Below are 18829 nucleotides of genomic sequence, written 5' to 3'. Positions count from 1 at the left end.
CTGTTTCCGAAAAGCGTTCCGTGCGTCTCCATTGTAGTCGGCCCGACGGCCCGTGGCCGGGCTGTATCGGAGTGCAACGGGCGGCTGTTCGGGGGGCGCGGCAACGCCTATGATGGCTGGTGAGGCCGGATGCGCCATGGCCCTCGGGGGTGGTGCGGCATCCGGTGGTTGCTGGAATCGTTTTATGGATCGGTATGCGTGCGATGAAGGGTGGTGGTAGGTTGGGTGCGCAAATCGGGCGTGCGTGGATGCGGTTGTTTTCCGGCTTGTGCCTGGCGCTGATGCTGGGCGGGTGCGCCTCGGTGTTTTCCGCGCAGGTCACCCGGTATCAGCAGTGGCCGGAAAATACCCTGGGCGCCACCTACTGGATCGAGGCAGACGAATCCCAGCGCAATAATCTGCAGTTCCAGAATTATGCCGATACGGTGCGCGCCGCATTGGGGCCGACCGGGCTGGTGGAAGCCAGTTCGGCGGGTGCGGCGCGTTTTGCGGTGCATATTGAATATGCCAGTTCACGCGAACGCGAATGGCGCCAGGAATTCGTCGATCCCTACATGTATCCCGGTTTCTACGGGCCGTATGTTGGTTTTCATCATCCCCACTGGGCCTGGGGAATGGGGCCGGCGATCCAGACGGTCGCAGTGGACGTCTATCGCCTGACTTTGTCGGTCAGGATCGACGACCGGACTCACCAGGGGCGCGAGGTCTATCGCGCCACGGCGGTGGCGTCCAGCCGCGAGGACCAATTGGGCGCGGCCATGCCGTATCTGGCGCGCGCCCTGTTCGACCGGTTTCCTGGCCGGAACGGCCAGGTGGTCGAGGTGCGGTATCCTGTGAAATGAATCCGATCAGGCGGATTCTGCGGCAATCAGGAAGGCATCACGCGAGGTGCCGGCCGCTTCGGCATCGGTGATCCAGCGCGGCGCCTTGCCGCGGCCCGTCCAGGTGGCCTGGGTTTCGGGGTGGCGGTATTTCGGGGCGATCACGCGTTTCGTCGTGGCGGCGGCCTTGCGGGGCGCAGAGGGTGCCCGGCCGGCCGTCTTGCGGTTGAATGCAGCGGCGATCTCTTCCGGGCTGATATCGTATTCGCGCATCGCCCGCACAATCTCGGCGACCTTTGGTTTGCGCTCTTTTGCCTGCAGCGTCTGGATTTTTTTCTGGAGCTTGGCCATTTCTTTTTCGAGACGGGATTTTTCGGTGTTATAGCTGGTACGGGTCATTCATGGCTCCGTTTGGGTTCTGTCGATTGGCTGGATTCATATACGAGGGTATTGGAAGAGGCTTGAATCCAGGAAGCGATTTTAAACTGGTTTCTGAAACCATGTGCAATATCCGTCATTTCCACATGTGACGATGCTGCGACATACATTCGATAATCGGGAGCATACATGAGCAATGAGGACCGTTCGATGCGGGTTGCAGCCGTGCAGATGGTATCCGGCATGACGGTGGAAGATAATCTGGCACAGGCTGCCGGGGAAATAGAAACCGCAGTTTCCTCGGGGGCAGGGCTGGTGGCGTTGCCTGAATATTTTTGTTTCATGGGAAAACGCGACTCGGATAAACTGCCGCTTGCTGAAACGCCGGGAAACGGGCCGATCCAGGCGTTTCTTTCCGATCAGGCACGCAGCCACGGGATTTGGCTGGTGGGCGGCACGCTGCCATTGCGCAGCCCGGATGCCGATCGCGTCTATAACACATGCCTGGTTTACGATCCGCAGGGCCGATTGTGCGCCCGTTATGACAAGATTCATTTGTTCAGTTTCCAGCGCGGTCAGGAATCCTATGATGAATCCCGGGCCATCCGCCCGGGGGATGAGTCGCCCCAGGTATTCGACATGCCGTTCGGGCGCACGGCATTGGGCATCTGCTACGACCTGCGTTTTCCCGAGTTCTTCCGCGCCCAGGGCGACGTGAGGCTGATGGTGCTGCCGGCGGCTTTTACCTGGACCACGGGTTCGGTACACTGGGAAGTGCTGCTGCGCGCACGCGCCATCGAGAACCAGTGCTATGTGCTGGCCAGTGCCCAAGGAGGCACGCACGCCAATGGCAGGCGCACCTGGGGTCATTCGATGCTGGTCGATCCTTGGGGCGAGATTCTCGATTGCCTGCCCGAAGGCCCGGGTGTGGTTGCTGGCACGCTGGACGCGGATCGCTTGTCGGCGGTGCGGGAATCCCTGCCCGCGTTGCGGCATCGGGTGCTGCGGTAAGTCACAAGCCCGCGCGGGCGCGGCACGAAGATTGATGGATGAATGGTGTCAGATGAAACTTGTTGAACCGGGCCTGGATGCCCTGAATACCGCCCGCACGCTGCTGCTGGAACCTTGGGGTCTCGACGAATCCCATTTGGCGCGTGCGCTGTCCGATATTCACAGCCACCGTGTCGATTATGCCGACCTGTATTTCCAATACAGTTGCTCCGAAGGCTGGAGCCTCGAGGAAGGCATCGTCAAGACCGGCAGTTTCTCCATCGACCAGGGCGTGGGGGTGCGGGCCGTCAGTGGCGAAAAGACCGCCTTTGCCTATTCCGACAGCCTGTCGCCCCAGGCCCTGATGTCCTCCGCTCGTGCGGTGCGCACCATTGCGCGCCAGGGTGCGGGCCGGCGCCGCGTCGACGGCGGCGTCGATCGGCCACATGAGCTGTATGCGGCGGTCAACCCGGTGGACTCGCTGTCCGCTCCGGACAAGGTTGCCTTGCTGGAACGGGTCGAACGCATGGCGCGTGCCGCCGATCCGGAAATCATTCAGGTCATGGCCGGCCTGGCGGCCGAATACGACGTGATCCTGGTGGCCGGCAGCGATGGCCGCCTGGTGGCCGACGTGCGCCCCCTGGTGCGCCTGTCCCTGACCGTCATTGCCGAACGCAAGGGCCGGCGGGAAATGGGCCACGGTGGTGGGGGCGGGCGTACCGGCCTGGCCTATTTCACCGACGAGGTCCTGCGCGGCTACGTAGAGCGTGCGGTTCACGAGGCGCGCGTCAATCTCGAGGCCCGGCCGGCCCCGGCAGGGCAGATGGCCGTGGTGCTGGGCTCGGGCTGGCCGGGCATCCTGCTGCACGAAGCGGTCGGCCACGGCCTGGAAGGCGACTTCAACCGCAAGGGTTCCAGCGTGTTCTCCGGCCGTATCGGCGAACGCGTGGCGTCGCGCGGCGTCACGGTCGTGGATGACGGCACCCTGGCCGATCGGCGCGGTTCGTTGAACGTGGATGACGAGGGTCATCCCACCCAGCGCACCGTCCTGATCGAAGACGGCATCCTGCGCGGCTACATGCAGGATTCCATGAACGCTCGCCTGATGAAGCAGGCGGTCACCGGCAACGGGCGGCGCGAGTCCTATGCCCATCTGCCCATGCCGCGCATGACCAACACCTACATGCTGGCCGGCCGCGACGATCCCGAGGACATCATTGCCTCGGTGGATCGTGGCCTCTATGCCGTCAATTTCGGTGGCGGCCAGGTGGACATCACCAGCGGCAAGTTCGTTTTCTCTGCCTCCGAGGCCTACATGATCGAGAACGGCCGCGTCACCTACCCCGTCAAGGGCGCCACACTGATCGGCAGCGGCCCCGAGGCCATGGGCCGGATTAGCATGATCGGCAACGACCTGGCCCTGGATTCAGGGGTGGGCACGTGCGGCAAGGAAGGTCAGAGTGTCCCTGTGGGAGTCGGCATGCCGACCTTGCGCATCGACGGCCTGACCGTCGGGGGCACGGCCTGAAGCTTCAGGCGCCGGCCACGCCGGCGCGCGGGGCGTCGCGGCCGAACACCTGACGCAGATAGGCCAGGAATGTCTCGTCGGTGCAATGGACCTTGCCGGGGCTGTCGGGCAGCTTGGCGGTCGGCATTCCATTGCACTGGAACAGCTTCATGACGATGTTCAGCGGCCGGGGGCCCAGGTCGTTGGTCAGGTTGGTTCCGATCCCGAAGGCGGGCTGCACCCGGTCGGCGAAGTGGCGATACAGGGCCAGTGCGCGCGGGATATCCAGTCCGTCGGAAAAGACGAAGCGCTTGCTGGCCGGGTCCACGCGCAGCGACCGGTAGTGGGCGATCGCCTGTTCGCCCCAGGCAAACGGATCGCCCGAGTCATGGCGCAACCCGTCGAAGAGCTTGGCGAAATACAGATCGAAATCCGCCAGGAAGGCATCCATGCCCACCACGTCGGTCAGGGCGATGCCCAGGTCGCCCCGGTATTCCTGCACCCAGTCTTCCAGTGCGGCTCTTTGGAAATCGCGCAGCCGCACCTTGCCGAAGGCCTGGTAGGACTGCAGGTATTCATGTGCCATGGTGCCCACCGGCGTCAGGTCGTATTTCCGTGCCAGGCATACGTTCGAGGTTCCGGTGATGTATTGCGGTGCTTCCCGGCGCAGGGTCTGCAGGACTTCTTCCTGCCAGGTGCGTGAAAACCTCCGCCGCAGGCCGAAATCCGAGATCAGCAGGGGGAAGCGCCGCGCAGGTTCGCGGCCGAAATCCCGCAGCAGGGCGATCTTGTCCGTCAGCCGGCGCCGGCCTTCGGCCAGCACGCCCGGCGTCTGGTCGGGCCGGAAATACAGTTCGTTGACGATGGCCAGGACGAAGACTTCGAAGGCCATGACATGGACCTGCGGGCCTTGTGCCACGATCTCCAGTTCGTCGCCGCGTGTCGAAACACGGATGAAGTGGCGCTGGAAGTGAAACAGCGACAGGAAGTCGACGAAGTCGGACTTGATGTAGCGCAGTCCGCGCAGATAGTCGAGTTCCCCGGGCTGGAAGCGCAGGGCGCACAGGTGGTCGAGTTGCCGCTCGATTTCCGGTGCCAGTGCAGCCAGCGGGCGTTCCGGCCGGTCGCGGCAGATGAAGCGGTATTCGGCCTGCGCAGCCGGGTGGCGGTGCAGCATGGCCTGCCACATCGTGAATTTGTACAGATCGGTATCCAGCAGGGATTCGATCACGGGGACGAAGGGTTCTGTCGGCATGCTGGGTGCGTTTGTCGGGCGGGTTCGAATGCCCGCCCCGGACGCCCGGGGATGTTGGATGAACGGACGGCCCATGGGCGGGCGATGCGGACCATGTTAGCGGATTCGGAAGCGTAACCCCAGAAGCGGTATTCGCCGCTGCTGTGTCCGGCATCGGAAATATGGTCCCTGCCGCTGCGCCTGCCGGAAAGCAGAAGGGCCTGTCCGGATGGACAGGCCCTTCTGGGTGAATTGGTGCCGGCTAGAGGAGTCGAACCCCCGACCTTCTCATTACGAATGAGCTGCTCTACCAACTGAGCTAAGCCGGCGACGGCGGCCGCGTGCCGCCGATTGGCCGATGATCGCAATTAGCGCCCATCACCAAAGCCAGCCATTGTACATGAATTTTCCTGGTTTTGAAGCAGCGTACCGTGCGGCCTGGCGGCCGTGCGTGACGAGGCATCGACCGGGCTGTGTCCCGGCGTCGCTTGCCTGCACATTGCACCGTCATAATACGCATGTCGACTATCGGATAGAAAGGGGGCCGGAATGAGCTGGGTGCAAGGATTGATGGTGGCGGCGGCGGCGCTGCCCTACGGTGCGGCGCTCGCAGCCAAGGCCGGTGGTCGCCGGTTCGACAACGACGACCCGCGGCCCTGGCTGGCCGCCCAGCAGGGATGGCGGGCACGCGCCAACGCGGCGCAGGCCAATCTGTTCGAGGGCCTGCCTTTCTTCTATGCCGCCGTGCTGTATGCCTTGTACGCGGGGGTCGAGCCAGGCCGCCTGGCGGGTCTGATGGGCGTCTGGGTGGCCCTGCGGGTGCTGTATGTGCTGGCCTACATCCTGGGGTGCGGCACGGTGCGCTCGATCATCTGGAGTGCCGCGCTGGTGGCGAACCTGGCTATTCTGTGGGCCTGATTCCCGGGGAGCCGTCCTCGGATTGCCGGGTTTCCTGGTGCAGGCCTTGCTGGTGCAGGGCGATGGCGTCGGGAAACAGATCCCAGCAGGCCATGAACAGTGCGGCAAACAGCGGGCCGATGACGAAGCCGTTCAGGCCGAAGACCGACAGGCCTCCCAGGGTGGAGATCAGGACCACGTAGTCGGGCAGTTTGGTGTCCTTGCCCACCAATATGGGGCGCAGCAGGTTGTCCAGCAGGCCGATGACCAGCACGCCGAACAGGATCAGGACGATGCCTTGCCACAGGGCCCCGGTGACCAGGAAGTAGATGGCGACCGGCACCCAGATCAGCGAGGCACCCACGGCGGGCAGCAGGGACAGGAATGCCATCGTCACGCCCCAGAACAGGGCGCCCTGGATGCCCAGGAATGCAAACATCAGGCCGCCCAGCAGTCCCTGGGTGGCGGCGATGACGATGTTGCCCTTTACCGTGGCGCGCACCACGGTGGCGAATTTCTGGAACAGGCCGTGGCGGTGCGAGTCCTCGAGCGGGATCAGGCGCCTGAGCCGAGGCACGATGATCGCACCGTCGCGCAGCAGGAAGAACAGCAGGTACAGCATGATGCCCAGCCCGACCACGAACTGGAAGGTGTTCTGGCCGATGTTGACCGCCTGCTTGGCCAGGAACTGGCTGGCCTGCAGGGCGCCGGCGGAGAGCTTTTCGCGGATGCTGAGCAGATCGCCCAAGCCGAAGGAATCCAGCCAGCCGTGCACGGACGGCGGCAGGGCGCCCACGATCTGCTCGTAGTAGCCGCCCAGGTTCAGTTGACCGGAATTGATGCGGGTATACAGCCCGGCGACCTCGTTGGCGAGCGAGGCGGCGATGAACAGCATCGGCAGGATCACGATCAGCGTGATGCACAGCAGCGTCAGGAATGCCGCCAGGTTGGGGCTGCGCCCCCCCAGCAGACTCAGCAGGCGCCGGTGCAGGGGGGTGAAGATCACCGCCAGCACGCCGCCCCAGAAGATCGCCGCGTAGAAGGGCAGCAGGATGCTGATGAAAGCGATCGAGATGGCGGTCAGCAGCAGCAGGAAGCTGCGGAAGTGCAGGGTGGGCATGGTCGTGAGGTGGTGTCGGGGGCGTTAGTGGCGCCGGGCGTTGCGGATGCGATAGGCGATCGTGCCGATGATCAGTACCGCCAGCGGCATGCCCGCCAGCAGGGCCGTGCGGGGCGCCAGTTCGAATCCCAGCGTGAGCACGCCCTGGTACAACAGCTTGAACAGGCTGAACAGATAATAGCTGATGGCGATGATGGACAGGCCTTCCACCGCCTTCTGGATCTTGATCTGGGTTTCGGCCCGGGTGCTCAGGTTCTTCAGGATCTGGCCGTTCTGCTCTTCCATTTCGACCTGGACCCGGGCCTGCAGCAGGTTGCTCAGGTGGGATACGGCGCTGCCGATGCGGCTCAGGCGCTGGTCGGTGGAGGCGCAGTAGCGCACTGTGGGACGGAATCTCTGGGCGATGAATGTGCCCAGCTGCTGGCAGTCTCCGGTGCGGCTTTCATGCAGTTCTGCGATGCGCTCGAAGACGAGCTGGGCATAGGCTTCGGTGGCACTGAAGCGCAGCCGCGTACGGGCGCTGGTCTGCGATATCCGGGCCGACAGGCGGGTGATGCGTTCCAGCAGGGCCTTGATGTCCTGGGGTTCGGACCGGGCATTGGCGTCCGACAGGGCAGCCAGTTCTTGTTCGTATTGCCGCAGTTCGGTTCCCAGCGCGCGGGCGACGGGCAGGGTCAGGGATGCCATCAGGCGGTAGGTCTCGACTTCCAGCAGGCGGCGGACCATGCGGCCCAGCCGCCTGCCGTCGAACTGCCGGTTGAGCACCAGCATGCGGTTCAGTCCGTTGCCGTTCAGCCGCAGATCGCTCCAGACGGTGGCCTTGCCGCCATCCAGGTTGGAGCCGACCGGATCCTTGAAGCCATAGTCGTCGACCGTCCCCCGCCAGGTGGACTCGGATTCCACGCAGACCTGGTCGGCGTTGATCAGCAGGGCGCTGTGGGCTTCGGCGATTTCTGCCAGCACGGGTGGCAGAGCCGCCCAGGGTGTGGCCTGGGCGCCGGGCAGCACCAGCGTCAGGGTCAGGAATTCGGTGTGCCGCTCCCACTTGAGCCGCGCGCCGCCCACCGGGAATTCGCCCTGGGGCAGCGAGGGATCGGCCAGCGCGACATGGCGGTCGCACAGCGAACGAACGATGGTTTCCGCAGACTCGTGCTCGTCCAGGAAGGCCAGGTGGAAGACCTGGGCCGGCGCGTCGAAGTACATCGAGGGGCGGGCGTGCAGTTCGTTGTGCAGGGCGTGGCGGTGCGGATGCATGCGGCGAGTCGGTAGGGAAAACGGAAAAGAAACCCAGTGTATCGGAAGTCCCTGCCAGTCTGTATGAAAAAGGGGCGCGTTTCGCTGCATGGACGTGGACCATGCTTCGCGTGCCATCACGCCGTCCGGGGCAAGAAAAACGCCGCGGGCATGGCCCGCGGCGCCGAGGCATGGCCGGGCGCGCGGCAGGCCGCGCGCCGGGTCCGGTGCATCAGGACGCGGCTTTCCCGGGCTTGGCTTGCTTCTTGTGCATCTTCGTCACCTGGGCGTGGCCGGCTGGCGACTTGGCATGGTGAGAGGACATTTTCTTGCCGGCATGCTGCGAGGCGGATTGCGCGGCGGGTGCTCCGGCGGCAAAAGAGGGTGCCGTTGCAAGGCCCAGAGCGGCAGCAGAGCAGGCAACCAGGAAAGCAATGCGGGAACGTGTCGTCATGACATCAACTCCTGAGAACGCCCGGGCACCCCTGTGTCCGGGCCGGTGGCGGACCACCTGGAACTCAGAGCTGCATGCCGGCACGGAAGTTCTTTGCGTTCCGGCCGGCATGTGTAATGACGTATTTCATCGCTTGCCGCCCGGGCAGGCATGGAACCAGTCCGGGTGCGGATTTCGGCCGCGGCTTCGGCGGCAGGCGGATGCAGGTGTTTACGAGCTTGACGGCCAGTTGAATGCTTGCGCTCCAGCCACCTGCGCGGGTCCGCCGCCACGGGGCCCGGCGTCAGGGCGAAGCCGTCGCATTCTCCGCCGCAGCCGGACCGGGGTACATGACCGTGCCGTCGTCACGGATCACGGCGCCTGGCGTCAGATTGGCTGGGTCGAGCCGTCCCGCGCCCATGATGTGAAACACGGGGATGCCCAGGGCGATCAGGTGGTCGGCGACGATGCGCCGATGGCAGCGCCACCAGACCGATTCCGAGCACATCATGGCGGTGGGCTGTGCCTGGCCCTGTGCGATGAGCGCCGACAGCCCCTGGCGGAAGGCTGCGCTAAGGGCGTAGTCCGCATAATGATGGAAGCTGTCGTTTTCCCAGTAGCCGTTGACATCGGGCGGGACGGTCTTCGATTTGCCGCGCAGTCCGCCCAGGTCGGCCATGTGCCCGTAGGCGATGCCATGGACAGCCAGCGCCGCGGGCAGGGTGTCGCGGTTGAATTGAGGATTGGATCGTGAGCGCGGCACGGTGCGGATGTCGATCAGGCGCTCGATGCCGGCGCCGGCCAGCAGGGTGATGAAATCGTCCAGGCTTCTGGTCGAGTGGCCGATGGTATAGAGTGGATTCGCCATGGATCGACGATAATCCCTACCTGGGGCGGGGGACAAGCCGGGCGGCATGTTCCGGGTGTCTCTCCCGCACGCAGCGGGCCCCGGGGCCGCGTACAGGCTGGATGGATGAGCGATGGATCGGATGCGACTGGACAAATGGCTGTGGGCTGCCCGTTTCTTCAAGACTCGCAGCCTGGCTGTGCATGAAATCGGTGCCGGCAGGGTGCTTGTCGGCGGGCAGCCGGCCAAGCCTGCCCGGGAAATCGCCGTGGGCGACCTGATCGAGGTGCGCCGGGCGGGGAGTCCCCCGGTGCAGGTCGCGGTTCGCGCGCTCAGCCTGGTGCGTGGGCCGGCGCCCCAGGCTGCGCTGCTGTACGAGGAAACCCCCGACAGCGTGGCGGCACGGGAACGGGCTACTGAAATGCGCCGCCTGGCGCCCGAGCCCGCCCGGGATTTCGAGGAAGGGCGTCCGACCAAGCGCGATCGGCGCCAGATGGATCGGTGGCGGGGGCGATGAAGTCCGGGAACCGTCCTCAGGCCGGATCCTGGATTTCCCGCAGCGCTTCCCACAGGTCCGCGCCCAGCGCCCTGGCGATCCGGGTGGCGGTGTCCAGGGTGGGACAGCGCACCCCGAGCTCGATCATGCTGATGCAGCTTTGAGAAAGCCCTGCCCGGCGAGCCAGTTGCTGCCCGGTCCAGCCTCTGGCCAGGCGGCGGGCGCGTACCCATTGTCCGAAGTTATTGCTGTCTATGATTCCCTCGGCGTGCAGTCAAAGGCTGTACGTCATAGGGGGCATCTTGCCAGTACAGCGGCAGCGGTGCGGTTGCAATGGCAATCATATGTATCTGTCGAGCGGCTTCGGTCACGGCTTCGGCCGTCAGGCGGTCGCCCGGGGCCTGGTTGGTTTTCTGCCGTTTCTTTTCAATCTCGAAAGACTGGAATGGAAACAGAAACGATCCTCGAAAACCCGTGTCAGTCCCCCGTGTCAGCCGTGTGATCGATGTGGTCTTGCAGGATGAAAATAGCCTGCTCTGCGGCGGGCGGCAGACAGCGCCATAAAGGCGGTACCCGATGTCTCGGGCAGATCGCAGCAATCGGACAGGAGCAAATGAAAAGGGCCCAGACTTGCGTCTGGACCCTTGAATTTCTTGGCTCCCCGACCAGGGCTCGAACCTGGGACCTGCGGATTAACAGTCCGTCGCTCTACCGACTGAGCTATCGGGGAACTGCGAAGAAGCGAAACTATAGCATAAATTTTCGTGTGTGCGCAAAGGCTCAGTGCGCGCCTGCAGAGGCCCCCGCTCCACCATGCGCAGCCGACTTCGGATGGGCCAGCCAGATCAGTCCGATGAGGACCAGGAAGATCAGCGCCGAAGCATAGAAGATGTCGGTGGCCGACATGGTGTAGGCCTGCTGATTGATCACTCTGTCCAGCAGGCTGGCACCGCGCTGCGGGTCCAGCCCCAGGCCCTGCAGCCCGCCCATGATGTGGTCGAAGGCCGGTTCGCCGGGCAGGGCGACTTCCGTCAGACGGCTGTGATGCAGCGTGGCGCGGTTGTCCCAGATCGTGGTGGTGATCGAGGTGCCGAAGGCCCCGCATACAAGGCGGAAGAAGTTCGACAGACCGGCGGCGGCGGGGATCCGGTCTGGGCTCAGGCCCGACAGGGAGATCGTCGTCAGCGGGATGAAGAACGTGGCCATGGCCGCGCCCTGGATGAAAGTGGGCAGCATCACGGTGTACAGATCGACGCTGGTGTTGAACTGGGCCCGCATGTAGCTGATCAGGGCGAAGATCAGGAAGGCGACCGTGGCGATCGGCCGCGGGTCGTAGCGGGCGAGCAGCTTGCCCACCATGGGCGACAGGATGATGGCCAGGATGCCGACCGGGGCCGAGGCCACGCCCGCCCAGGTGGCCGTATAGCCCATGGTGTTCTGCAGCCACAGGGGCAGCAGCACGACAGTGCCGAAGAACACACCATAGGCGACCGACAGGGCGACGGTGCCGGAGGTGAAGTTACGCTGCGCGAACAGCGTCAGGTCGACCACCGGATGCGCTGCGGTCAGCTCCCAGATCACGAAGTAGACGAAAGCCACGGCCGTGACCACGGCCAGCACGCAGATCAACGGGCTGGCGAACCATTCCAGTTCCTTGCCCTTGTCCAGCATCAGCTGCAGGGCGCCCACCCAGACGACCAGCAGGAACAGTCCCATGCGGTCGATGGGCAGGTGGATGCGGCGCGATTCCCGAGATTTGTAGACCTGCCACGAGGCCCAGCCGGCCAGCAGCCCGATCGGCACGTTGATGTAGAAGATCCAGGACCAGGCGTAATTGTCCGAAATCCAGCCGCCCAGCAGCGGTCCGGCGATCGGGCCGACCAGGATGGTCATGGACCAGAGGGCCAATGCCATGCCGGCCTTGGCCCTGGGGTAGCTGGCCAGCATCAGGGACTGTGACAGCGGGATCATCGGGCCGGCCACCGCGCCCTGCAGCACGCGGAAGAACACCAGGGATTCCAGTGACCACGCGAATCCGCACAGCCAGGAACTGATGACGAACATCAGGACCGACAGCACGAACAGGCGGACCTGGCCGAAGCGCTGCGTCAGCCAGCCGGTGAGCGGCACGGTGATGGCGTTGGCCACGGCGAACGAGGTGATCACCCAGGTGCCCTGGGTGGCGCTGACTCCGAGGTCGCCCGCGATGGTCGGGATGGAGACGTTGGCGATGGACGAATCCAGCACATTCATGAAAACGGCGGCCGACAGGGCGATCGTCCCGAAGGTGCGAGCGCTGCCTTCCAGGGGGGGGTAACCCCCTGCGGGCGGCTGGGCCGGAGCGGCGGGCGCGCCGTCCGGCTGCCGCTCCGCCCCGTTGTCCAGCGTGTCGGGTGTGGCGCTCATTGCGTCTCCTTGGCGTTGCGCGCCGCCGCTCCGGAGGAATTCCCGCCTTCGTGGCCAGGCTCACCCGCCGCGCCGATGTTGTCCTGGATGATCTGGCGGATGCGGGCGTCGATTTCGGTCGCATCATGATCGTAGACCGGCGTGCTCAGGGCGGGCCCGGTCGCCCGGGCGCCGTTGTCCTGTCCGTTGCCGTCGGCTTGTTCGGGGGTGGAGGACAGGTCGACCTCGACCGTCATGGACAGGCCCACGCGCAGCGGATGTGCCTGGAGCTCTTTCGGATCCAGGCGGATGCGCACGGGCACCCGCTGGATGACCTTGATCCAGTTGCCGCTGGCGTTCTGGGCCGGCAGCAGGGCAAAGGCGCTGCCGCTGCCTGCGGCCACGCCGACGACCGTGCCGTGATAGACGGTCTTGCTGCCGTACAGGTCGGAGATCAGCGTGGCCTTTTGTCCGGGTCGCATGGCGTCGAGCTGGTTTTCCTTGAAATTCGCTTCCACCCACAGGCTGTCCAGCGGCACGATGGTCATCAGCGGCGCGCCCGGCTGGATGCGCTGCCCCAGCTGGACGGAGCGCTGGGCGACCATGCCGCCTACCGGCGCCAGAACCTGCGCGCGGACGCTGGCCAGCCAGGCCTGGCGAACCTGGTCCGCTGCCTGCAGCACGTCGGGGTGGGTGGCCACGGAACTGCCCCGGGTCAGGGCCTGGTTCGTGGCCAGCTTGGCGCGCGCGGCTGCCAGGCCTGCGCGTGCCTGGGCCAGGCTTGCCTCGGCGGACTTCACGGCAACCTGGGCATGCAGCAGTTCTTCGCCGCTCACGCCGCCGGTGCCGCGCAGCGCATTGCGCCGCTGCAGATCGTTGCGTGCCTTGCTCAGCTGCGTTTCGGCCTGCGCGACGTTGGCTTCGCCCACGGCGACATCGGCCGCCAGGGCGTCGTTCTGCACGAACAGGGTCTGGGTGTGGCGCACGGTCTGGGCCAGGGCGGCCTCGGCCTGGGCCAGGGCCAGGCCGGTGTCGCTGTCGTCCAGGGTCACGAGGCGCGCGCCCTGGGAGACTTCCTGGGTTTCCTCGGCGTCGATGGCCACCACCGTGCCGGGAATCTGGGCGCTGACCTGCACCAGGTTGCCGTGGACGTAGGCGTCGTCGGTCGATTCGTAATGGGCGGCGAAGAGCAGCCACCATGCGCCGTAGAGCAGGGCGGCCAGGACGAATGCGCCGGTCGACCAGAGCATCAGGCGGGTGCGGGCGGGGGAGTTGCTGGGGCTGGTTGCGGTCATGATGCGATCAAAGAAAAAGTCATTGTCGGGACAGGTTCGATGCGAAGCGGCGCGTGCCGTCGTCCTGGACATAGCCGCCGCCCAGGGCGGTTTCCAGCTGCACGTCCAGGATGTAGGCGCGGGCATGCAGATCCGTGGTCTGCACGGTCTGCTTCAGGGCTTCGCTCTGGGCCAGCAGCACTTGCACGAAATCGCCCAGGCCGGCCTTGTAGCGGCTCAGGGCCACGTCGTAGGCTGAAGTGATGGCTTTCATGCTGGCTTCCTGGTGGCGGATCTGTTCGCGCAGCGACTGGATCGAGTCGCGGGCATCGGCCACTTCGCGCAGGGCGCCCAGAACGGTTTCGTTGTAGCGGGCGATGGCCTCGTCGCGTTCCGCACGGCGGCCTTCCAGGCGGGCATTCAGGCCGCCCGCATTGAAGATCGGCAGGGTGATCACGGGGCCGACGCTGTAGTTCTCGCTGCTGCTGCGCACCAGCTTGTCCATGCCCAGCGACAGGTAGCTGGCTGCGGCCGACAGGTCGATGTTGGGCAGGAAGTCGGCCTTGGCCGCCGAGACTGCGGCGCCGGCTGCTTCGGCCTGCAGCCGGGCAGCCGTGATGTCGGCGCGCCGGCCCAGCAGGGCCATGGGCAGGCGTCCCGGCACGTCGGGGGGCAGCGCCGTGCCGGGGCGCATGGCCAGTGCCGGCAGTTGCTCGGTAGATTGACCCACCAGGGCGGCGAGCTGGTTGTGGAGCAGCTGGACGTTGTTGCGGGCCTGGCTGAGCTGTACCCGGGCGGCAGAGACCGCCGAGTCGGCCTGATCCACGTCCACCTGGGTGCCCAGGCCATTCTTGTAGCGGCCGCGGGTGATGTCCAGGGCTTCCTGCAGCTTGCTGGCGATGTGGCTGATCGCCTGGGCCTGGGCCTGGGCATTCTGCAGCTGGAAGTAGGCCTGGGCCACGGCAGAGACCAGCAGCACGCGCGCCTGCTGGCGGCTGGCTTCGGCGGCCGCGGCCTTCCGGGCGGCGGCGCTGGCCAGCGCGCGCTGGCGGCCCCACAGGTCCAGGTTGAAGTTCAGCTGCAGGCCCAGGCTGGTGTCCGTGTCGTACGAACCGCCCAGGGGAGGCGGGTAGATGTAGTTTTCGCTATAGCGCTGCCGCGTGAAATGATAATTGGCGTTGACTTGGGGCCATTGCACGGCGCGGGCGCCACGCGCCGCAGCCTGGGCGATGCGCACGCGCGCGGCGGCGGCTTCCAGGGACGGATTCGATTGCAGGGCCTGATCGATCAGGCCGTTCAACTGGGTGTCCTGGTACCGTGTCCACCACCGGTCTCCTGGCCAGGCGATGGTGGCGTCGGACAGTTCCAGGGCCTGGGCGTCCAGCGCCCGGGTGGCCGGAGTCCCGGGGTCCATGGGGGCGCAGGCGGAAAGCGACAGGGCGAGCAGCAGGGGAATGAGGGGTTTCATGCTGACAGGAAGCTGAATATAGTTGATGGGGTCTGTATCTGACTAGACAGTTATATGGCGCAAGAAGACAAATCCGATGGGAATGATGGCTTTCAGGAGTTGTCGGGGCGGTCCGCGGCTTGCTGGAGATACTGCTCGCCGTTCGCGATCATGCGTTTGAGCAGGGCGATCAGCATGCGGATTTCGTCTTCGGAGAAACCGCTCAGGTGGATGTTCAGGGTCTGCGCGATGGTGGGCAGGATCCGGTCGGCCACCGCGCGGCCTTCGTCCGTGAGCACGATCTTGACGACGCGCCGGTCTTCGGGCACACGTTCGCGCCGCACGAAGCCTTTGGATTCCAGGCGGTCCAGCATGCGCGTGGTGGCACCCGTGTCCACATCCAGGGCGCGGGCAAGCTCGGCCGGGGTATCGATGCCCCTATGCAGGATCAGCAGCAAGGGGCGCCATTGATTTGCCGTCAGGCCCATGGGGCAGGCGTGCAGGTCGATGACTCGATGCAGCAGGATGTGCACATGCTTGATGAGCAGGCCGACATTGCGTTCGGGGCTGAGATCGCCGGGAATGCTGCCGTAATACTGGCAGGAGCCGTCTTGCGTGGCGGGGGGTAGGCCGTCTGGCCGGGTGTCTTGCATGTTAAAATGCTATCACATCAATATCTGACTAGGCAAGTAAAAAATGACGATGCCTTCCCGCGGCATGTTCTGGACCGGTTTCGTGCTTGCGGGGCTGGGGGCCGTACTGTTCTCGGCCAAGGCAATCGTTGCCAAGCTGCTGTACTTGCATGGCGTGGATGCGCTGGATGTGATTGGTTTTCGCATGCTGCTGGCGCTGCCGTTCTTTGCGGCCATCGCCCTGGTCCAGATGTCGCGCGCGCGCCGCGGGCTGCTCGAGCGGCTGAGCCGGCGCGACGGCCTGCGCATCGCGGTGCTTGGCTTCATCGGCTACTACCTGTCCAGCTTTCTGGATTTCCTGGGGCTGCAGTACATTTCAGCCGGCCTGGAGCGCCTGATTCTTTTCCTGGCCCCCACGTTCGTGCTGCTGTTCTCGGCCTGGTTCCTGCGCAAGCCCGTTTCTCCGCGCCAGTGGCTGGCCATGGCCCTGGCCTATGGCGGGGTGGCGCTGGTCTTCTGGGCCGATCTGTCGATCACGGGCGACGACGTGGTCCTCGGCTCCGCCTGCGTGCTGGGTGCGGCGTTTTCCTATTCCATGTACCTGATCGGCTCGGGCGAATTGGTCGAGCGGGTCACGGCCACCCGCCTGACAGCCTATGCGATGACGGTCTCGGCCGGGGTGACGATGGTGCACTTCTTCGCAGTCAAGGGGCTGTCCGGGCTGGACCAGAGCCTGCCGGTCTACGGCTTGTCCCTGATCCACGCGACGGTGAACACGGTGCTGCCGACGTTCATGATCATGTGGTCGGTGGCGCGCGTCGGTGCGCCTCTGACCGCCCAGCTGGGTCTGCTGGGGCCCGTCTCGATCCTGTTCCTGGCCTGGCTGTTCCTGGGCGAGCCGATCACGTGGCTTCAGGTGGCCGGCACGATCCTGGTGGCAATTTCCGCCATCGTGCTGGGACACCGGCCCAGGTCGGAAGACTGAACCCGCACCGCCGGTTGCCTGGCGGCCAGGCCGTTCATTTCATGCCTTCCTCGATCTCGTCGCGGTGCACGTCATGGGTGATGAATCCGGCCGCGTTCCTGGGCATGGCCAGGTACTGGGGATGGGCCAGCGTCTTGCGGATGTCCTGCAGGCCCGTGGCCCAGTGTTCCCGCATGGTCGCCAGGCCGAATTGATAGTCGCGGAAATGCTGTTCGTAGGGCTTGTCCCGGTAGATCAGGTGAATGATGTTGCTGCGCTTGTCGCTGGCCAGCGCCGCGGCCTGCCTGCAGGCAGGGTCGCTGCCGCGCTGTCTCGCGGGCACCTTGTCCAGGACTTCGCGCAGCAGGCGCTGCATTTTCCGGTAGGCCTGCATCTGGTCGGTCACCAGCCGGGTGCGGCTGGAATACCTGATGTCCTGGACGCGGTCGCCGACCTCGCTCAGGCTGCGGGGCACAGGGCCTCGCGCCGACCATAGATCCACCTGGAACACCAGCGTGTCCCTGGACAGGTTCTGTTCCAGCACCCGGGATAGCGGCGTATTGGAGACCAGGCCGCCGTCCCAGTAATACTCGCCGTCGATCTCGATGGCGGGAAAGGCCGGGGGCAGGGCGCCCGAGGCCATGAAATGCTCGGGCCGCAGGCGGGTGCGCCGGTTGTCGAAATAGACGAAATTGCCGGTGCGCACATTGACGGCCCCGATCGACACGCGCAGACCGCCATCGTTGATGCGGTCGAAATCGCACAGGGACTCCAGCGTATCTTTCAGCGGGCGCGTGTCGTAGTGGCCCACGCAGGCGGGGTCCAGGGCCGAGGAGAGGGCTGCGGGCGGGAAGCGCGGACGGAAGAAGCCTTTCTGGCCCACCATCAGGGCGCTGCCGGCATGCACAGCGCCCAGGAACTGACGCGCCAGGTCGTTGATCTGGAACAGGCTGTGTTCGATCAGGGGGTTGGATACCGGGCCGACGTAAGGCTGGCAGATGGTGTCCCAGAAGGCGTGGAGCCGTTCGACGCACCGTTCGGGTGGGTTGCCGGCGATGATGGCCACGTTCAGGGCGCCAATGGAAATGCCGGCCAGGTCCGTCAGCTCGATGCCTGCTTCTTGCAGGCCCTCGTAGACGCCGGCCTGGTAGGACCCCAGGGCGCCGCCGCCCTGGAGAACCAGGGCGCGGGTTTCGTAGGCCCGGGCTGCGTCGGCCGGGCGGGATTCAGTCTTGGACATGGGGCGTGGCCTTCAGGGATTGCAGGAACGCTTCGATCAGGGCGCCGCGGTAGCGGCTGCGGTGCAGCACGATGGACAGGCGCCTGTCCAGCCGCAGGAACGGCGTGCGCAACACGCGCAGACGGCCCGTGGCCACTGCGTCCAGGGTTGCGGCATAGGGCAGGCAGGCGATGCCCAGGCCGGCGATCACTGCCTGCTTGATGGCCTCGATCTGCCCCAGTTCGAGCAGGATGCGTCCGGGGGGCAGCGCGGACATGGCCTGCTCGGTCAGGCTGCGGGTGGCCGAGCCGCGTTCGCGCAGGATCCAGCGGGCATCCGCGAAATCCTCGGACCGCAGCCGCGCACGCTGCGCCAGAGGATGGGCCGGGGCCGCGCAGACCACCAGCGCGTCGTTGCGCCAGGGCAGGGTTTCGAGCTGGGCATGGTGCACGGGGCCTTCGACGCAGGCGACATCGACGGCGTGGTCGAGCAGCATGCGCGTGATGACGCGGGTGTTGTCTACGGTCAGATGCAGGGCGACCGAAGGATGGCGCGCCGTGATGGGGCCCAGGAGCTCTCCCACCAGGTAGTTGCCGACGGTATTGCTGGCGCCGATGCGCAACTCGCCTTCCAGGTCGCCATGGGCGTCGCGGTGGCGGCGCTGCATGTCGCTCAGGCGTTCCAGGATTTCGCGGGCCAGGGGCAGCTGTTCGGCGCCCCGGGCGTTCAGCCGCAGGCGGCCGCGCTCGCGGTCGAACAGTGCAGCGCCCAGCTGGCGTTCCAGCTCGCCCAGAGCCATGCTGATGGCCGGCTGGGTCAGGTGCAGCTGGTCCGCGGCCTGGCGCACACCCCCGGCCGTGGCGACCGCGACGAAAACTTCAAGCTGGCGAATGCTGAGGCCGAGCATGGTGGTCGGGTCCCCTGGCAGATATCAGCTTTACTTATATCATGT

The 18829-nt window shown here is 65.5% G+C and carries 19 protein-coding genes and 2 tRNA genes; 6 read left to right on the top strand and 15 right to left on the bottom strand.

Annotated elements, in window-relative coordinates:
- Positions 1-248 precede the first annotated feature (248 nt).
- Complete coding sequence (locus ABD022_RS04795; RefSeq protein WP_325123668.1) at positions 249-842, top strand: DUF4136 domain-containing protein; 594 nt, start codon at positions 249-251, stop codon at positions 840-842.
- Between the two features lie 6 nt (positions 843-848).
- Here the strand turns inward: ABD022_RS04795 and ABD022_RS04790 are convergent, their stop codons facing one another.
- Positions 849-1220, bottom strand: coding sequence for an H-NS histone family protein (locus ABD022_RS04790; protein ID WP_325123667.1), 372 nt, complete (start codon positions 1218-1220; stop codon positions 849-851).
- 168 nt (positions 1221-1388) lie between these two features.
- Here ABD022_RS04790 and ABD022_RS04785 point away from each other — a divergent pair, with 168 nt between their 5' ends.
- Positions 1389-2210 (top strand): carbon-nitrogen hydrolase family protein, encoded by an 822-nt coding sequence (locus ABD022_RS04785; protein WP_325123666.1) that lies wholly within the window; start codon positions 1389-1391, stop codon positions 2208-2210.
- Positions 2211-2262: 52 nt separating this feature from the next.
- Positions 2263-3717 carry a metalloprotease TldD gene (tldD, locus tag ABD022_RS04780; RefSeq protein WP_325123665.1) on the top strand — a complete coding sequence of 485 codons (1455 nt, stop codon included), beginning with the start codon at positions 2263-2265 and terminating at the stop codon, positions 3715-3717.
- Between the two features lie 4 nt (positions 3718-3721).
- Here the strand turns inward: tldD and pncB are convergent, their stop codons facing one another.
- Entirely contained in the window at positions 3722-4951 is a 1230-nt protein-coding gene (pncB, locus tag ABD022_RS04775) for a nicotinate phosphoribosyltransferase (RefSeq protein ID WP_325123664.1), read from the bottom strand.
- Between the two features lie 232 nt (positions 4952-5183).
- Positions 5184-5259, bottom strand: a tRNA-Thr gene (locus ABD022_RS04770).
- A 220-nt stretch (positions 5260-5479) separates the two neighbouring features.
- Between ABD022_RS04770 and ABD022_RS04765 the strand changes: the two genes are divergently transcribed.
- Positions 5480-5848 carry an MAPEG family protein gene (locus ABD022_RS04765; RefSeq protein WP_343820275.1) on the top strand — a complete coding sequence of 123 codons (369 nt, stop codon included), beginning with the start codon at positions 5480-5482 and terminating at the stop codon, positions 5846-5848.
- On the opposite strand, the gene ABD022_RS04760 is transcribed toward ABD022_RS04765, so the two are convergent.
- The 4 genes from ABD022_RS04760 to ABD022_RS04745 all read right to left on the bottom strand — a co-directional run bounded on the left by ABD022_RS04760 (position 5832) and on the right by ABD022_RS04745 (position 9481).
- Positions 5832-6947, bottom strand: a complete 1116-nt coding sequence (locus ABD022_RS04760; protein WP_325123662.1) for an AI-2E family transporter — start codon at positions 6945-6947, stop codon at positions 5832-5834. The genes ABD022_RS04765 and ABD022_RS04760 overlap by 17 nt on opposite strands.
- A 24-nt stretch (positions 6948-6971) precedes the next feature.
- Positions 6972-8201, bottom strand: a complete 1230-nt coding sequence (locus ABD022_RS04755; protein WP_325123661.1) for a DUF3422 domain-containing protein — start codon at positions 8199-8201, stop codon at positions 6972-6974.
- Between the two features lie 211 nt (positions 8202-8412).
- Entirely contained in the window at positions 8413-8634 is a 222-nt protein-coding gene (locus tag ABD022_RS04750; protein ID WP_325123660.1) for a hypothetical protein, read from the bottom strand.
- A 283-nt stretch (positions 8635-8917) separates the two neighbouring features.
- Positions 8918-9481, bottom strand: coding sequence for a DUF488 domain-containing protein (locus ABD022_RS04745; RefSeq protein ID WP_343820272.1), 564 nt, complete (start codon positions 9479-9481; stop codon positions 8918-8920).
- A gap of 112 nt (positions 9482-9593) precedes the next feature.
- Between ABD022_RS04745 and ABD022_RS04740 the strand changes: the two genes are divergently transcribed.
- Positions 9594-9977, top strand: coding sequence for an RNA-binding S4 domain-containing protein (locus tag ABD022_RS04740; RefSeq protein ID WP_343820270.1), 384 nt, complete (start codon positions 9594-9596; stop codon positions 9975-9977).
- 16 nt (positions 9978-9993) lie between these two features.
- On the opposite strand, the gene ABD022_RS04735 is transcribed toward ABD022_RS04740, so the two are convergent.
- The 6 genes from ABD022_RS04735 to ABD022_RS04710 form a co-directional block, all read right to left on the bottom strand.
- A complete protein-coding gene (locus ABD022_RS04735; RefSeq protein ID WP_325123683.1) occupies positions 9994-10212 on the bottom strand; it encodes a helix-turn-helix domain-containing protein in 219 nt (72 codons plus the stop codon).
- Positions 10213-10610: 398 nt separating this feature from the next.
- Positions 10611-10686, bottom strand: a tRNA-Asn gene (locus tag ABD022_RS04730).
- Positions 10687-10736: 50 nt separating this feature from the next.
- Complete coding sequence (locus ABD022_RS04725) at positions 10737-12362, bottom strand: DHA2 family efflux MFS transporter permease subunit (protein WP_325123684.1); 1626 nt, start codon at positions 12360-12362, stop codon at positions 10737-10739.
- A complete protein-coding gene (locus ABD022_RS04720) occupies positions 12359-13636 on the bottom strand; it encodes an HlyD family efflux transporter periplasmic adaptor subunit (protein WP_325123685.1) in 1278 nt (425 codons plus the stop codon). The genes ABD022_RS04725 and ABD022_RS04720 overlap by 4 nt, the downstream gene beginning before the upstream one ends.
- A 19-nt stretch (positions 13637-13655) precedes the next feature.
- On the bottom strand, positions 13656-15083 hold the full coding sequence (locus ABD022_RS04715; protein WP_343820267.1) for an efflux transporter outer membrane subunit: 1428 nt from the start codon (positions 15081-15083) through the stop codon (positions 13656-13658).
- A 92-nt stretch (positions 15084-15175) separates the two neighbouring features.
- On the bottom strand, positions 15176-15715 hold the full coding sequence (locus ABD022_RS04710) for a MarR family winged helix-turn-helix transcriptional regulator (protein WP_325123687.1): 540 nt from the start codon (positions 15713-15715) through the stop codon (positions 15176-15178).
- 43 nt (positions 15716-15758) lie between these two features.
- Between ABD022_RS04710 and ABD022_RS04705 the strand changes: the two genes are divergently transcribed.
- On the top strand, positions 15759-16679 hold the full coding sequence (locus ABD022_RS04705; protein WP_325123688.1) for a DMT family transporter: 921 nt from the start codon (positions 15759-15761) through the stop codon (positions 16677-16679).
- A 34-nt stretch (positions 16680-16713) separates the two neighbouring features.
- Here the strand turns inward: ABD022_RS04705 and ABD022_RS04700 are convergent, their stop codons facing one another.
- Positions 16714-17898 carry a patatin-like phospholipase family protein gene (locus ABD022_RS04700; protein WP_325123689.1) on the bottom strand — a complete coding sequence of 395 codons (1185 nt, stop codon included), beginning with the start codon at positions 17896-17898 and terminating at the stop codon, positions 16714-16716.
- Positions 17885-18784, bottom strand: a complete 900-nt coding sequence (locus ABD022_RS04695) for a LysR substrate-binding domain-containing protein (RefSeq protein ID WP_325123690.1) — start codon at positions 18782-18784, stop codon at positions 17885-17887. Before ABD022_RS04695 ends, ABD022_RS04700 begins: the two co-directional genes overlap by 14 nt.
- Positions 18785-18829: the final 45 nt, after the last annotated feature.

It is taken from the genome of Castellaniella daejeonensis (genome assembly GCF_039523555.1).
In the GTDB taxonomy this organism is placed as follows: Bacteria; Pseudomonadota; Gammaproteobacteria; order Burkholderiales; family Burkholderiaceae_B; genus Castellaniella; species Castellaniella daejeonensis.
The sequence above is the reverse complement of the archived record's forward strand: the minus strand, read 5'-3'. Positions and strand labels throughout refer to the sequence as shown.